Source organism: Litchfieldella rifensis, from assembly GCF_042646605.1.
Classification (GTDB): domain Bacteria; phylum Pseudomonadota; class Gammaproteobacteria; order Pseudomonadales; family Halomonadaceae; genus Litchfieldella; species Litchfieldella rifensis.
On sequence record NZ_JBHRUG010000012.1, the window covers coordinates 89,560 to 104,047 of the forward strand.

14 protein-coding genes are annotated in these 14,488 nt (G+C 61.6%); 9 read left to right on the forward strand and 5 right to left on the reverse strand.

Annotated elements, in window-relative coordinates; all coding sequences use genetic code 11:
* Positions 1 to 71: 71 nt before the first annotated feature.
* Positions 72 to 1,274, reverse strand: coding sequence for an MFS transporter (locus ACFOEV_RS05305; protein WP_386772098.1), 1,203 nt, complete (start codon positions 1,272 to 1,274; stop codon positions 72 to 74).
* Positions 1,275 to 1,331: 57 nt separating this feature from the next.
* Positions 1,332 to 3,002 (reverse strand): gamma-glutamyltransferase, encoded by a 1,671-nt coding sequence (gene ggt / locus ACFOEV_RS05310; RefSeq protein ID WP_386772123.1) that lies wholly within the window; start codon positions 3,000 to 3,002, stop codon positions 1,332 to 1,334.
* 209 nt (positions 3,003 to 3,211) lie between these two features.
* On the opposite strand from ggt, the gene rpe reads away from it, so the two are divergent.
* The 4 genes from rpe to ACFOEV_RS05330 all read left to right on the forward strand — a co-directional run bounded on the left by rpe (position 3,212) and on the right by ACFOEV_RS05330 (position 6,588).
* A complete protein-coding gene (gene rpe, locus ACFOEV_RS05315) occupies positions 3,212 to 3,910 on the forward strand; it encodes a ribulose-phosphate 3-epimerase (protein WP_386772099.1) in 699 nt (232 codons plus the stop codon).
* A gap of 4 nt (positions 3,911 to 3,914) precedes the next feature.
* Positions 3,915 to 4,214, forward strand: a complete 300-nt coding sequence (locus tag ACFOEV_RS05320; RefSeq protein ID WP_386772100.1) for a GIY-YIG nuclease family protein — start codon at positions 3,915 to 3,917, stop codon at positions 4,212 to 4,214.
* A 111-nt stretch (positions 4,215 to 4,325) separates the two neighbouring features.
* Positions 4,326 to 5,192: a mechanosensitive ion channel family protein gene (locus tag ACFOEV_RS05325; RefSeq protein WP_386772101.1), complete on the forward strand. Its 867-nt coding sequence runs from the start codon at positions 4,326 to 4,328 to the stop codon at positions 5,190 to 5,192.
* Positions 5,193 to 5,316: 124 nt separating this feature from the next.
* Complete coding sequence (locus ACFOEV_RS05330) at positions 5,317 to 6,588, forward strand: PQQ-dependent sugar dehydrogenase (RefSeq protein ID WP_386772102.1); 1,272 nt, start codon at positions 5,317 to 5,319, stop codon at positions 6,586 to 6,588.
* Between the two features lie 49 nt (positions 6,589 to 6,637).
* On the opposite strand, the gene ACFOEV_RS05335 is transcribed toward ACFOEV_RS05330, so the two are convergent.
* Positions 6,638 to 7,936 (reverse strand): NAD(P)/FAD-dependent oxidoreductase, encoded by a 1,299-nt coding sequence (locus ACFOEV_RS05335; RefSeq protein WP_386772103.1) that lies wholly within the window; start codon positions 7,934 to 7,936, stop codon positions 6,638 to 6,640.
* Positions 7,937 to 8,241: 305 nt separating this feature from the next.
* Here ACFOEV_RS05335 and ACFOEV_RS05340 point away from each other — a divergent pair, with 305 nt between their 5' ends.
* Both ACFOEV_RS05340 and trpE read left to right on the forward strand, forming a co-directional pair.
* Positions 8,242 to 8,907, forward strand: a complete 666-nt coding sequence (locus ACFOEV_RS05340) for a phosphoglycolate phosphatase (RefSeq protein ID WP_386772104.1) — start codon at positions 8,242 to 8,244, stop codon at positions 8,905 to 8,907.
* Positions 8,908 to 9,166: 259 nt separating this feature from the next.
* Positions 9,167 to 10,654, forward strand: coding sequence for an anthranilate synthase component I (trpE, locus tag ACFOEV_RS05345; protein WP_386772124.1), 1,488 nt, complete (start codon positions 9,167 to 9,169; stop codon positions 10,652 to 10,654).
* A gap of 318 nt (positions 10,655 to 10,972) precedes the next feature.
* Here the strand turns inward: trpE and ACFOEV_RS05350 are convergent, their stop codons facing one another.
* Positions 10,973 to 11,224 carry a hypothetical protein gene (locus tag ACFOEV_RS05350; protein ID WP_386772105.1) on the reverse strand — a complete coding sequence of 84 codons (252 nt, stop codon included), beginning with the start codon at positions 11,222 to 11,224 and terminating at the stop codon, positions 10,973 to 10,975.
* A 433-nt stretch (positions 11,225 to 11,657) separates the two neighbouring features.
* Here ACFOEV_RS05350 and ACFOEV_RS05355 point away from each other — a divergent pair, with 433 nt between their 5' ends.
* The 3 genes from ACFOEV_RS05355 to trpC are packed head-to-tail and all read left to right on the forward strand — an operon-like array spanning position 11,658 to position 14,126.
* Complete coding sequence (locus ACFOEV_RS05355; RefSeq protein WP_386772106.1) at positions 11,658 to 12,251, forward strand: anthranilate synthase component II; 594 nt, start codon at positions 11,658 to 11,660, stop codon at positions 12,249 to 12,251.
* Between the two features lie 12 nt (positions 12,252 to 12,263).
* Complete coding sequence (trpD, locus tag ACFOEV_RS05360) at positions 12,264 to 13,283, forward strand: anthranilate phosphoribosyltransferase (protein ID WP_386772107.1); 1,020 nt, start codon at positions 12,264 to 12,266, stop codon at positions 13,281 to 13,283.
* A 33-nt stretch (positions 13,284 to 13,316) separates the two neighbouring features.
* Positions 13,317 to 14,126, forward strand: coding sequence for an indole-3-glycerol phosphate synthase TrpC (trpC, locus tag ACFOEV_RS05365; RefSeq protein WP_386772108.1), 810 nt, complete (start codon positions 13,317 to 13,319; stop codon positions 14,124 to 14,126).
* Positions 14,127 to 14,184: 58 nt separating this feature from the next.
* On the opposite strand, the gene ACFOEV_RS05370 is transcribed toward trpC, so the two are convergent.
* Positions 14,185 to 14,385: a DUF2905 domain-containing protein gene (locus tag ACFOEV_RS05370; RefSeq protein ID WP_386772109.1), complete on the reverse strand. Its 201-nt coding sequence runs from the start codon at positions 14,383 to 14,385 to the stop codon at positions 14,185 to 14,187.
* Positions 14,386 to 14,488: the final 103 nt, after the last annotated feature.

A 14,488-nucleotide genomic window follows, 5' to 3' on the forward strand; every position in this document is an offset into this window, starting at 1 on the left:
GGCACCAGTCTGGGGGCGATCATGTTCTCGGGACGCAGGATCTCGGCCAGGGTGTCGTCATCCAGGAGCCCTTAACGGCCTGAGTCGGCAGAAGAGGCTTTTTTAGGCAGGGCTCGATGAGTGGCAAGGCACCAGAGGCCGAACAGCGGCCCCGGCAGTATGACCCAGGCCAGCCACGGACCGAGCCAGTGCCACAACGGGATCAGTGCCAGCAGCGACAGCATCGAGACGGCGAAACCGATGGCGTTCTGCAGCGTCAAGGCGCTGCCGACGATGGTCGCCGGACAAGCGGCGGCGGAGAGCGCCGAGAATTGCGGCGAGTCGACCACGGCGAGGGCGCTCCACAGCGCCAGAAAGGCGATCAGCCACGAGGGGGGGAGCCAGGTCAGCAGTGGATAGAGGGCGCAGCAGGTCGCCGAGCCGGCCAGCCCCAGTTGGGCGACGCGACGGCTACCCAGGCGTTGGCTCAGCCAGCCGCCCAGCCAGCAGGTTGGGCCGCCGATGGCGATCAGGGCGAAGGCGCCCAATGCGAGGGCGAGTGTCGAAAGCCGTGGCATGCTGGCCAGCAACATCAACGGGAGTAGCGCCCACAGCGTGTACAGCTCCCACATATGGCCGAAGTAGGCGCTGGCGGCGCGACGAAAGTCCCTGATGTGGAAGGCCTGGATGCCGATCAGTCGCGAGGTTGCCGACGCTGATGCCTGCGATTTCGCTGTCTGCACGCCCGGGGCTTCGCCCAGCCTCCGCACCAGCAGTCCACCGGCCACGGCGAGCAGGGAGGCTCCCCAGATACCACCCCGCCAGGACACTCCCATGCCTTGCCATTCGCTCAGGGCGCGCAGGCCATGGGGCAGTGCCGTACCCAACACCAGCATCCCCACCAGCCAGGCCAGTCCCAGGCCGGTGCGCCCCGGTGTCCAGCCGACCATCAGCTTCATGCCCACAGGATAGATGCCGGCCAGGCACATACCGGTGATCACGCGCAGGCCTACGGCGCCCCACAGCCCACCGGCCCAGGGGAGCAGGGCGTTGGATAGGGCCCCTACCAGGCAGCAGGCAGCGAACAGGCGACTGGCATCGAGCCGGTCGGCCAGCCCTGCCAGGCCGATTGTCAAGGTCCCGATCAGGAAGCCGCCTTGCACGGCGCCAGTCAGCCAACCCAGGTCGGCGGTCTGCAACGACCATAGCGTCTGCAGGTCGTGAATCACGGCATTGGGCGTGAACCACAGGGCGGTGCCGAACAGTTCAGCGATGGCAATGATCAGGGTCGGCATGGAGGCTCGGTGGTGTCACGGAAAGGCCCGGCAGCGCCGGGCCGAAGAGTGGTAGGGTCAGAGTCCCATGGCGGAGGATGTCGAGCGGCGCGGATCGGCACCGCCATAGTACATGCCGTCGCGGATCATGATCGACTGGGCGGCCCCCATGGCTTCCTGCTGGCTGACCGTATGCCCCATGGCTTCGAGCAGGGTGATGGTATCGGGGCTGATGCCCTCCTCGATACGCAGTTCCTCGGGCAGCCACTGATGGTGGACTCGCGGTACGCTGACCGCCGACTGGATATTCATGCTGTGATCGATGACGTTCATCAGCACCTGCAGGGTGGTGGTGATGATCCGCGAGCCGCCGGGACTGCCGGTGATCAGGAAGTTCTTGCCGTCGCGCTTGACGATGGTCGGGGTCATCGACGATAGCATGCGCTTGCCGGGCTCGATCTTGTTGGCCTCACCCCCGATCAGGCCGTAGGCGTTGGGCACGCCGGGCTTGGCGGAGAAGTCATCCATTTCGTTGTTGAGCAGGAAACCGGCCCCATCGACGACGATACCCGAGCCGTAGCTGAAGTTGATGGTGTAGGTATTGGAGACTGCCAGGCCGTTACCATCGGCGATCGAGAAGTGGGTCGTCTCGTTGGACTCGTACGGCAGCGGGTTGCCCGGAGCGATGTCCTCGCTGGGCGTGGCTGCTTGCGGGTCGATGCCGGCGCGCAGTTCGTCGGCGTACTCCTTGGAGGTGATACCGGACAGCGGTACGTCGACGAAGTCGGTGTCGCCGAGATACTGGGAGCGGTCGGCATAGGCGCGCTTCATGGCCTCGGCCATGAGGTGCAGGGTCTGGGCCGAGTTGAAACCCATGGCACCGATGTCGTACTCCTCGAGGATATTGAGCATCTGCACGATATGCGCGCCACCCGAGGAGGGCGGACTCATGGCATAGACGTCGTAGCCGCGGTAGGTGCCGTGGCTGGGTTCGCGGATCACCGGCTCGTAGTCGGCAAGGTCCTCGAGGGTCATCAGACCGTCGTGGCGCTCCATCTCGGCGGCGATCAGCTCGGCGGTCTCGCCCTCGTAGAATTCCCGGGCGCCGTGTTCGGCGATGCGTCTGAGCGTGGCGGCCAGGTCGGGCTGCCGGAAGATCTCGCCCACCTCATAGAGACTGCCGTCTTCCTTGAAGAACACCTTGCGGGTCGACTCCCACTGTTCCAGGCGCTCGCGTGTGTCGCGAATGCCTTGGACGAAGCGTGGCGGCACCGTGAAGCCATCCTCCGCCAGGCGAATGGCGGGCTCCAGGGCTTCGGCCAGGCTCAGGGTGCCGTACTCTTCCAGCGCCAAGGCCAGGCCGGCCACGGTGCCGGGGACGCCGGAGGCGTTGTGGGTATAGCGCGAGAGTTCGGCGACGGCCTCGCCCTCCTCGTTCTGGAACATGGTCTCGTAGGCGCGGGAAGGGGCGGTCTCGCGATAGTCGATGGCGACGACCTCGCCGCTGCTTTCGTCGGAGATCAGCATGAAGCCACCGCCGCCGATATTGCCGGAGCGTGGCTGGGTCACCGCCAGCGCGAAGCCGGCGGTCACGGCGGCGTCCACCGCATTGCCACCGGCGGCCAGCACATCATGAGCGACCTGGGAGGCCAGGAAATGGCTGGTGGCGACCATGCCGCGGGCACCTTCCTGGGGGTGGAAGCGCTCGCCTTCGAGAATCGCCGGTTGGGCGAAGGCGCTGCCCGTCATGGTGGCGAACAGCAGGGTCGAGGCGATGAGAAGGGGTTTGATGCGTCTCGGTGAGGAAATTGTCATGAACCGTATCCTTGGCTGTGGGACGAGGCTCGCGACCGTGCTTGCCAATCATGGAGCGGGCGTTCTGCAAGCACGAGCCGGCGGCCGGTTCCTGATAGAATAGCCTCCATTCTCTCATTAACCACCCGACGATAGACTCGCTCATGTCCGATAACACTCCCGACTTCAAGCTCGCGCCTTCGATTCTGTCCGCTGACTTCGCCCGCCTGGGTGAGGAAGTCGATGACGTGCTCGCCGCCGGTGCCGATATTGTCCATTTCGACGTCATGGACAATCATTACGTGCCCAACCTGACCATCGGCCCCATGGTCTGCGAGGCGCTGCGCAAACATGGCGTCACCGCTCCCATCGATGCGCATCTGATGGTCAAGCCGGTGGACCGACTCATCGGCGATTTCATCGATGCGGGGGCCAGCTATATCACCTTCCACCCCGAGGCCTCCGAGCATATCGATCGCTCTCTGCAGCTCATCCGCGACGGCGGTTGCAAATCGGGGCTGGTGTTCAACCCGGCCACGCCCTTGTTTTTCCTCGATCATGTGATGGACAAGGTCGACATGATCCTGCTGATGAGCGTCAACCCTGGCTTTGGTGGCCAGTCCTTCCTGCCCGGCACCCTCGACAAGCTGCGAGAGGCGCGGCGGCGTATCGACGCCTCGGGGCTGGATATCCGGCTGGAGGTCGATGGTGGTGTGAAGGTCGATAATATTCTGGAAATCGCCCGTGCCGGGGCCGATACCTTCGTTGCCGGGTCGGCGATATTCAAGGCGCGCAACGACACCGACTCGCATCGCTATGACAGTGTGATCCAGGCCTTCCGCGACGAACTGGCCAAAGTCTGAGGCAGTGGCGAATCATGGCCGCGGGGATCACACCGAAGCGCGCGACGGCAGTGATCCGGTGTGGCACCTCTACGTGATCGAGACCGCTGCCGGTGCACTGTATACCGGCATCACCACCGACGTGGATCGGCGCTTCAGCGAACACTGTGGGGGCCGGCGAGGCGCGCGAGCCTTGCGCGGCAAGGGGCCTCTGACACTGGTATATCGGCAGGCGGTGGGGTCGCGAGGCGAGGCATTGCGGCTCGAGGCCCAGCTCAAGAAGCTCACGGCAGCACGAAAACGCGAATGGCTCGCCAGTCGTTAGAATCAAGCACGGGACAATTGCCGTTTCCCGCTGCGTGGACTTGTGACTAAGCTATGGCGTGACGCGCCGGGCGTTGCAAGGGAACGGAAGCTTAATAATCGAGGGATCATTATGGACAGTGACGCGTTGTTGGCATCCATTCAGGCCACCGGAGCGGCCTTCGCCATGAACCTGATCGCCGCCGTTGCGATCTTCGTGATCGGTCGCTGGGTGGCGAAATTCCTTCATGGCCTGGTGATCAAGGGAATGGAACGCGCCGAGTTGGAACCTCTGCTGATCAAGTTTCTGGGCAATATCCTTTATGCCCTGTTACTGACCTTCGTGGTGTTGGCGGCAATCAGTCGCATCGGTATCCAGACCGCTTCGTTGATTGCGGTGATCGCTGCCGCCGGCCTCGCGGTGGGGCTGGCATTGCAGGGCTCGCTGGCCAACTTCGCCGCTGGTGTGATGGTGATCATCTTTCGTCCCTACAAGATCGGCGACTTCGTCGAAGGCGGTGGCGTGGCCGGGGTCGTCGACGATGTGCAGATCTTCACCACGGTGCTGAAGACCGCCGACAACCGCAAGATCATCGTGCCCAACGGCCAGATAATGAACGGCACCATTACCAACTATTCCGCCCATGATACCCGCCGGGTCGATCTGGTGGTCGGTGTCGGCTATGACGACGATATCGATACCGTGCGCCGGGTGTTGACCGATGTGGTCAAGGCGGATGCGCGAGTGCTCGAGGAGCCGGCGCTCAATATCCGCATGAATGCCCATGGCGATTCCAGCGTCGACTGGATCGTACGGCCCTGGGTCAAGGCGGCCGACTATTGGGACGTGTACTGGGACATGACCGAGGAGATCAAGCGTCGCTTCGACCGGGAAGGCATCAGCATTCCCTATCCCCAGCGCGATGTGCATGTCTATCATCACGGCGAGGGCGGTCAGCCGGAGCAGCCCAGCGACCTCGAGACAACAGCCAGGCGCTGATCGAGCGCTGCAGCGACAAAGGCCGCCGAGAAGACTCGGCGGCCTTTGTCGTCATGGATGGGCCAGCCTATCTTTATCCTGTAGCTGCCGGTTGGATGAAACACTGGCGCAATAGGAGACAACAATGAAAAACAAACTGTTCGCTGTAGGGCTCGCTGCCGGCTCGGTGATCTGCACGTCCGCATATTCACAGACCGAGGATACCCTGGAGAAGCTGGGCAACTTCCAGGTAACGGGGGAAGTCGAGTTCACCGTCATCGATCAGGACAGTGACAGCGCGGATGCCATCCGCAAGACGCTGGGGAGGATCAGGCTCCCCGATGGCTTCAAGATCGACCTTTATGCACTGGTGCCGGACGCACGACACATGGCGGTGGGTCCCCAAGGCGTCGTTACCTTCGTCGGTACCCGCAAGAAAGAGGTGTGGGCCGTCACCGACCGCGACAAGGATCGGGTGGCTGATGAAGTCAAGAACTTCGCTCCGTCGCTTGCCAAGTCGATTCCCAATGGGCCTTGCTTCTCGCCTGAAGGGGTTCTCTATATCGCCGAACAGAATCGCGTTCTCGCATACCCGGCCGCGGAGTTCTTCTATGAAAGCCCGGACGTGGTTGCCGTACCCGTCATTGCCGGTGGCGAGCTCATTCCCGAGGAGTTCGTCAGTTACAACCACACAGCGCGCGTCTGCGATGTCGGGCCCGACGGCAAGCTCTACATCTCGCTGGGGCAGCCGTATAACGTGCCGCCCAAAGAGCACCTCGACACCTTCGCCGAGTACGGCATCGGGGGCATCATCCGGGTCAATCAGGATGGCAGCAACAGGGAAGTCTACACCTATGGCGTTCGCAACTCGGTGGGCCACGACTTCCATCCGCCCACGGGAGACTTGTGGTTCACCGACAATCAGGTCGATGGCATGGGAGACGACATTCCTCCCGGAGAAATCAACCGCCAGACCGAGGCAGGGCAGAATTTCGGCTTTCCGTGGTATGGGGGCGGCGATGTCCGCACCAACGAATACAAGGATGAAGAAGTGCCCGATGACGTCGTCTTTCCTGTGGTCGAAACCGTCGCGCATGCCGCCGACCTCGGCATGGTCTTCTATACGGGGCGGATGTTTCCACAACAGTATCGCGGAGGGATCTTTTCCGCTCAGCATGGTTCCTGGAACCGTACCGAGCCCATCGGTGCGCGGGTGATGTTCACGCCCGTCGACGAGGAGGGCAACGTCACCGGACCCACCGTGCCGTTCGCCGAAGGCTGGCTCGATGAGAATGGCGAGTATCTCGGCCGCCCGGTCGATGTGGCGCAGCTACGCGACGGATCGATTCTGGTTTCCGATGACCTCACCGGGGCCATCTATCGCATTTCCTATTCCGAACCCGTCGCTGATGAATGAGAGCCGCCAGGGAGATGCGCCTGGCCGGTCGGCCAGGCGCGCGGTTTGGTCAGTGCAGCTTCATCTTCGGCCGCAGGTAGCGGTTGATGCCATCGACGACCACCGTCATGCCGGTTTTCACGGCGCCATGAATAGCGTACTGATGCATGCGATACAGTGAGGCGTAGAACACCTTGGCGATGCGGCCTTCGATGAACAGGCTGCGCGCCGAGGCGCCGCGCATCAGGCTGCCGACGGCTTCGAAATGTGCCAGTGAGATCAATGAGCCGCGATCACGGAAGGCGAAATCCTTGAGCGGCTTGCTTTCGAGGGTCGCGCAGAGGTTGCGGTACAGGCGTGATGCCTGCTGATGCGCCGCCTGCGCGCGCGGCGGTACCAGCTTGCCGTCGGACTGCGGACAGGCCGCGCAGTCACCGAAAGCGAAGATGCGTTCGTCGTCGATGCTCTGCAGTGTGCGCTTGACCTTGATTTGATGATTGCGCTCGGTGGACAGGCCCAGGTCGGAGAGAAAGGCCGGCGCACGAATGCCCGCGGCCCAGACATTGAGGTCGGTCTCGATGCGGGTGCCGTCGGCGGTGAGGAAACCGTGCTCGTCGGCCCGGGTGACCCGGGTATCGACGTGGATATGGACGCCGAGTTTTTCGAGTTCACGATGTACGGCCTTGCTGATGCGTTTCGGCAAGGCAGGCAGGATCTGTGGTGCTGCTTCGATCAGATGCACATCGAGCTGGCCGCTGTTGAGTGAGGTGAAGCCGTAGCTGTGCAACATATTGGAGGCATCGTAGAGCTCGGCGGCCAGTTCCACGCCGGTGGCGCCGGCCCCCACGATGCCGACCACCAGGTTGGGATGCAGCCGCCGCTCCGGATCGCTGTAGCGCAGGAAGGTGTTGAGCATGGCATGGCGGAAGGCTTCGGCCTGCTGTGGGCTATCCAGGAAATGGCAGTGGCTGGCGACGCCGGGTGTGCCGAAATCATTGGACACGCTGCCCAGCGACAGCACCAGATAGTCGTATTCCAGGGTCCGCGAGGGCAATATCAGCGTCTCGTCGCTGTCGATGATCGGCGCGAGCGTCAGGCGACGCGCTTCGCGATCCAGGTCGCTCAGGGTACCGCGTCGAAAGTGATAGCCATGCGTCTTGGAGTGGCCTTGATAGGAGACTTCGTCGAGCCCCGAATCGAGGACACCGGTGGCGACCTCGTGGAGCAGCGGTTTCCAGATGTGGGTGGGGTTGCGATCGACGAGCACGATCTCGGCACGCTTGCGCTTGCCGAGTTTGCGTCCGAGCTGGGTGACCAGCTCTAGTCCGCCCGCGCCTCCGCCGACCACCACAATGCGTGGTAGGGTCATGCGAGACTCCTGACTGAAAGTGTGAAAGGAAAAGTACGTAAAGTAAGTCGCCTGGGTCAGGAAGGGCGTCTCGGTGCTCGTCGCGGGCCAACATGAAGCGAGAGAGAGATGCTCGCGTGTGACCTGCGTCGTCATGAGGGCTCACGACCTGGTAGCGGCGACGTCTGTCACTAGCATACTGCCTCTTGTGCGCCGCTGCCTATGCCCTGATCCGGTTTTATGGCATGTTTTTTCGTAATATTACATGCATAAAATGCAATCATAATGACTGCACTCATTCAATTTTTTGATTATAGGGGGTTTTCATGCATTCCGTGCTGTCCGGCATTCACTTGGTGACCTTCGATCTGGATGGTACCTTGATCGACTCGGTCCCTGACCTGGCTGTCGCCGTCGACCGTGCACTCGACGACCAGGGACTCTCGCCCCGCGGTGAGAGTCGAGTACATGACTGGGTGGGCAATGGCTCCCGCAAGCTCCTGGAACGGGCGCTACGGGACGCATTGGGAGAGGCGCCCTCGGTCGCTCTGCATGACGCCGCGCATGAGGCGTTCCTGCATTACTATGCCCAGGCGCCCAACGTACGGACACGACTGCATCCCGGGGTACGTGAGGCATTGGACGCTTTGCGTGAACGGGGAATGGCGCTGGCGCTGGTGACCAATAAACCTCACGCCTTTATCGCGCCGATTCTCGACGGTTTCGGCCTCTTCGATCATTTCGGCCTGTGTCTGGGAGGCGACTCGCTACCGCAGGGAAAGCCGGATCCGGCGCCATTGCTGTATGCGGCCGCGCATTTTGGGGTCGCGCCACGAGAGTCCCTCATGGTTGGTGATTCGCGCCACGATATCGAGGCGGGACGTCGAGCGGGCTTCCGGACGTTGGCGGTGCCGTACGGCTACAATCATGGTGAGCCGGTGGCGTCGAGTTGTCCCGATGCGATGGTTGAATCGCTGGCGGAACTCGTTTAGGGTTGTTCGAATTGCCGCTATGAGAAGCGTTGAATCGATAAGATTCCGCTATAACTTAAGTTTTACGGACCGTTCCATGACGCTGGAATCCCGCCTTTCCTTGCAACAGCCCTTGGTCGCATACGGTGCCGGCGCGCTAATGCGTGACGTCAAACGCTGGCGATGGTGACAGCTGCTCGCTGTTGTCGTTGACGCGCTGCGCTCTTCACGAGCCTGTCGCGCCCCCTGTTACGTCTTGTGAGGAATTGCCGGGCCCATGATGACTCCCGAACGCTTCGCCGAGCTGGCGCAGGCCGGTTACAACCGTATTCCGGTCACCCGAGAAGTACTTGCCGACCTCGACACGCCATTGTCGACTTACCTCAAGCTGGCCAATGCGCCCTGGACCTTTCTGCTCGAGTCCGTGCAGGGAGGTGAGAAATGGGGGCGCTATTCGATCATTGGCCTGCCATGCCAAGAGCGTATCGAGGTGCGCGGCTTCGAGGTTCGCCATCTCGCCGATGATCGGCAGCAGGAAGCGATCGTCGTCGATGATCCGCTGGCCTGGATCGAAGCGTTCCAGCAGCGCTTCAAGGTCCCGCGTCTCGATGAGCAGCCGCGTTTCGACGGTGGACTGGTCGGCTATTTCGGCTATGACACCATTCGTTATGTCGAGCCGCGTCTGCGTGGAGTGGACAAGCCCGATCCGCTTGGCGTGCCGGACATCCTGCTGATGGTCTGCAACGAATTGGTGGTGTTCGACAATCTCTCCGGCCGCCTGACCCTCTGGACTCACGCCGACCCGATGGAGACCGAAGCCTACGAACGGGCTCGGGCACGCCTCGAACGCCTGGAGATTCAACTGCGCAGTGCCACCGTCAATACCGTCAGCCCGGGGACCGGGCGCAGCGCCGTGGAGGAGGGGCACTTCACTTCGGGTTTTACCGAGGAAGGCTTCAAGGCGGCAGTGGAGACCATCAAGGAGTATGTGTTGGCCGGTGACGTCATGCAATGCGTGCCCTCGCAGCGCATGTCGATTCCCTATCAGGCACCGCCGCTGGATCTTTACCGGGCCTTGCGCAGCCTCAACCCCTCGCCCTACATGTTCTTCCTCAATCTTGGCGACCATCATGTGGTGGGCTCGTCGCCGGAGATTCTTACCCGCCTGGAAGATGGCGAGGTCACGGTACGCCCGATCGCCGGCACCCGTGTGCGGGGTCGCAACGAGGATGAGGATCGTGCCCTGGAGGTCGACCTGCTCAGCGATCCCAAGGAGCTTGCCGAACACCTGATGCTGATCGACCTGGGGCGCAATGACGTCGGTCGAATCAGCGAGACCGGCTCGGTCAAGGTCACCGACCAGATGGTGGTGGAGCGCTATTCGCATGTCATGCACATCGTCTCCAATGTCACCGGTCGCCTCAAGCCGGGACTATCGGCCATGGACGTACTGCGGGCGACCTTCCCGGCGGGCACCCTGTCCGGAGCGCCGAAGATCCGGGCCATGGAGATCATCGACGAGCTGGAGCCGGTCAAGCGGGGTGTCTATTCCGGCGCCGTGGGGTATCTGTCCTGGCATGGCAACATGGACACGGCGATCGCCATCCGTACCGCGGTGATCAAGGATGGTGAGCTGCACGTGCAGGCCGGGGCCGGCATCGTCGCCGACTCGGTCCCCGAGATGGAATGGCAGGAAACGCTCAACAAGGGGCGTGCCCTGTTCCGCGCCGTGGCCATGGCCGAGCATGGTCTCGACAATCTCGAGTAGGCGTCATTGACGCTCGACTGGAGGTAGAAGATCCGTTTACGGCTCAGTTTCGTCGCCACGGTCGATAAGGAGGTTGTAGTCTGTAAGCGATTTCCTACAGCGGGATGGCAAATCTCTTATAGAGACATTGATGTGATATTGCTAATATAATTTTTCGCGCAGGACGCGCGTGCAGGAAGTCAGTATCGCCAGGGATGGCCGGGCGGCACTGCCAGGGAGGGTGGGCCGGCCATTTTCCCGGGGCTCGAGGGTGATGTTCGAGTGGGCGTGGCGATGTTGGTCATAGGTCGTGAAGGCGGTCGCGGTCGCGGTCGCGGATCAGCCATCCGATCGTCTCTCGCACCACTGGGCATAGGTCCCTTTGGTATCGGGAGTGCCCCAGCGCCACTTTGGCTTGACGTCCAGCATTTCTTCCCTGTTCCACTGGTCTACCCTGTCACAGTACTCTTCCTGCTCCGGGGTCAGGTTCTTGGGGTCGACCACTTCGGTCTCTTGTTCCGGGTTATACACGACCAGTGCGACGATGCCTGCAGCAACCATGCATAGCATTACCAGGACGATTTTTTTCATTATCCCATCCTATTGTTGCTGCACCTTATCACTAGCATAGCCTTGTGTAACCCAATGTTACAAAAAGGGACGATGTGGTGTTAATCGATAGTGGCCCAGGAGGGAGGGTGGGCCTGATGAGGATTGCCGGTATCGAGGCCTGTGATAGTGATAAGTCCCTAGCGGTAAGGTGTTCCTAACCTGCTTGACAGGATCGCAGCCCGGCAGCACCATATCGAGTATGACTACACCAGATCACACGTATCCGAACCAGCAATGGTGGCGCTCCTAAGGTGGGGCGGCACGCGCATGTCTTGGATGACACAATGCCGCCGTCGGGGCGGCATTTTTGTGTCTATGGTTCCCTGCACGGCTGGCGAAACGTACCCGGGGCGATCTGGGTAACATTCCAAGACCAACTAGATACATGCAGTAGAAACAGGATCTTAATGCCATGTCCGTGCTGATGATCGACAATTACGACAGTTTTACCTACAACCTGGTGCAGTACCTCGCCGAATTGGGGGCCGAGGTCGAGACCTACCGCAACGATGCCATTTCCATTGCCGAGATCGAGGCTATGGATCCCAGCCACATCGTCATCTCACCGGGCCCTTGTACGCCCAACGAGGCGGGGATCTCCCTCCAGGTGATCCGTCACTTTGCGGGCCAGCTGCCGATTCTGGGGGTCTGTCTGGGACATCAAGCCATCGGTCAGGTCTACGGCGGCGAGGTGGTTCGCGCACCACAGGTCATGCATGGCAAGACATCCCGGATACGCCATCGTGGGGAGGGCGTGTTCGCTGGGCTTGACGAGCCGCTGGAGGTGACACGCTATCATTCCCTGGTGGTGGCGGCCGAGAGCGTGCCGGATTGCCTGGCAGTCACCGCCTGGGTGGACGATGATGACGTCACTCCAGGGCTGATCATGGGGCTTCGTCACAAGGAACTGGATATCGAGGGGGTACAGTTCCACCCCGAGTCGATTCTTACCTGCCAGGGCCATGAGCTGCTGGCCAACTTCCTGCAACGCCGCGCCAGCCGCTAGAGGAGATTCGAAATGCAGATGCGCGAGGCCATCGACGCCGTGATGCGCGGCCGCAGCCTGACTTATGAGCAGACCCATGCCGTCATGCGTACCATCATGACCGGTGAAGCTACCGATGCACAGATCGGTGGATTTCTGATCGGGTTGTCGATGAAAGGCGAGAGTGCCGAGGAAATCAGCGCTGCCGCTCAGGTAATGCGTGAACTGATGATCCCGGTGGTCGTGCATGGTGACAATGTCGTCGACATCGTCGGAACAGGAGGGGACGGCGCCAACCTGTTCAATGTCTCCACGGCATCGAGTTTCGTCGCTGCCGCCGGTGGGGCACATGTCGCCAAGCATGGCAACCGCAGCGTGTCGTCATCGTCGGGCAGCGCCGACCTATTCGCCGTGGCAGGCATCAAGATCGACCTCGATGCCGACCAAGTGGCTCGCTGTATCGACCAGGTGGGAGTGGGCTTCATGTTCGCTCCCATGCACCATAAGGCGATGCGTCATGCCATCGGGCCGCGCCGCGAGATGGGCGTGCGCACCCTGTTCAATATCCTGGGCCCGTTGACCAACCCCGCGGGTGTCCCAAATCAGGTGCTAGGTGTCTATGATGCGGCGCTGGTGCCGTTGATGGCCGAGGTACTCAAGCGCCTGGGCAGTCGTCATGTTTTAGTGGTGCACGCCGACGATGGCCTCGACGAGATCTCGCTGGCGGCACCGACGCGGATCGCCGAACTCAAGGATGGTGAGATCCGCGAATACACTATCGCTCCCGAAGACTTCGATCTCGAGCGTCAGGTGCTGGATCCACTCAAGGTGGTGACGGCCGAGGACAGCCTGCGTCTGGTCAAGGAAGCCCTGGTCGGGGAGGGGGCGGCAGCCGATATCGTGGCGCTGAACGCCGGTGCGGCACTGTATGTCTCCGGCGTGGCCGACAACCTTGCCGAGGGTGTGGTCATGGCCCAGGATGCCCAGGCTTCGCGGTTGCCGCTGGAAAAGATGAAGGAGCTGGCGGACTTTACCCGTGTGTTCGCGGAATAGGGGTTCCCCTAGGCTGAATCAGGAAACATGAATATGAGTACCACACAAGCCGCATTGCCGACCATCCTGGCCAGGATCCTGGCCCGCAAGGACGAAGAAGTGCGCGAGCGCCGCCACGCGGTTACGGAAGCCGAGTTGCTCGAGCTGGCTGGGCAACAGGGTGTACCACGCGGCTTCGTCGCCGCACTCGAGACGCGCATCCATGCCGGTGATCCGGCGGTGATTGCCGAGGTCAAGAAGGCCTCGCCATCGAAAGGGGTGATGCGTGAGGATTTCCGTCCCGCCGAGATCGCGGCTGCCTACCAGGACGGCGGGGCAGCCTGCCTGTCGGTGCTCACCGATGCTGACTTCTTTCAGGGGCATGAGGACGACCTGATCGCCGCTCGCGAGGCCTGCACATTGCCGGTGATTCGCAAGGACTTCATCACGCATGGCTATCAGGTCAGCGAGGCACGTGCCATCGGTGCCGACTGTATCCTGCTGATTGTCGCTGCCCTCGACGATGTTCGGATGCATGATCTCCATCAGCAAGCCGGGGCGCTGGGCATGGATGTGCTGGTGGAAGTGCACGATGCCAAGGAACTGGAGCGGGCGCTCGAGCTCGATCTATCGCTGGTGGGCATCAACAATCGTGACCTGCATACCTTCGATACCCGTCTGGAAACCACCTTCGAACTGCTCGAACGGACTCCCGCGGAAGTGACGGTGATCACCGAGTCGGGCATCCACACCCGCGACGATGTGGCGCGCATGCGCGAGCGAAACGTCAATGGCTTTCTGGTCGGAGAGGCCTTCATGCGCGAAAGCGACCCCGGCGAGGCGCTCAGACGGTTGTTCTTCTAACCAAAGGCTTCGATGGCATCCTCATCCAGAATGGGCGGCCACTCGGTCGCCCATTCTGTTAGCGGTTGAACAGCCAAAGTACGGCCGAAATCACCACGCTGATCAGGATCATGGTGGTGATCGGGAAGTAGAAGGAAAAATTCTCGCGGCGAATGATGATGTCGCCAGGCAAGTGCCCGAAAGGCAGCTTACTCAGCCAAGGCCAGAGAATGCCGATGGCGACGACCGTCAGGCCGATCAGGATCAGGATGCGTGACATTTCACCTCCCAGGGCTATGGCTCAAGGGGGCGGTCGGAGGCCGGTTCTCCGGACGATATCTCGCGGAACCGGCCTTCCTGTAGTGTGGTTCTTTTCCTTGTCT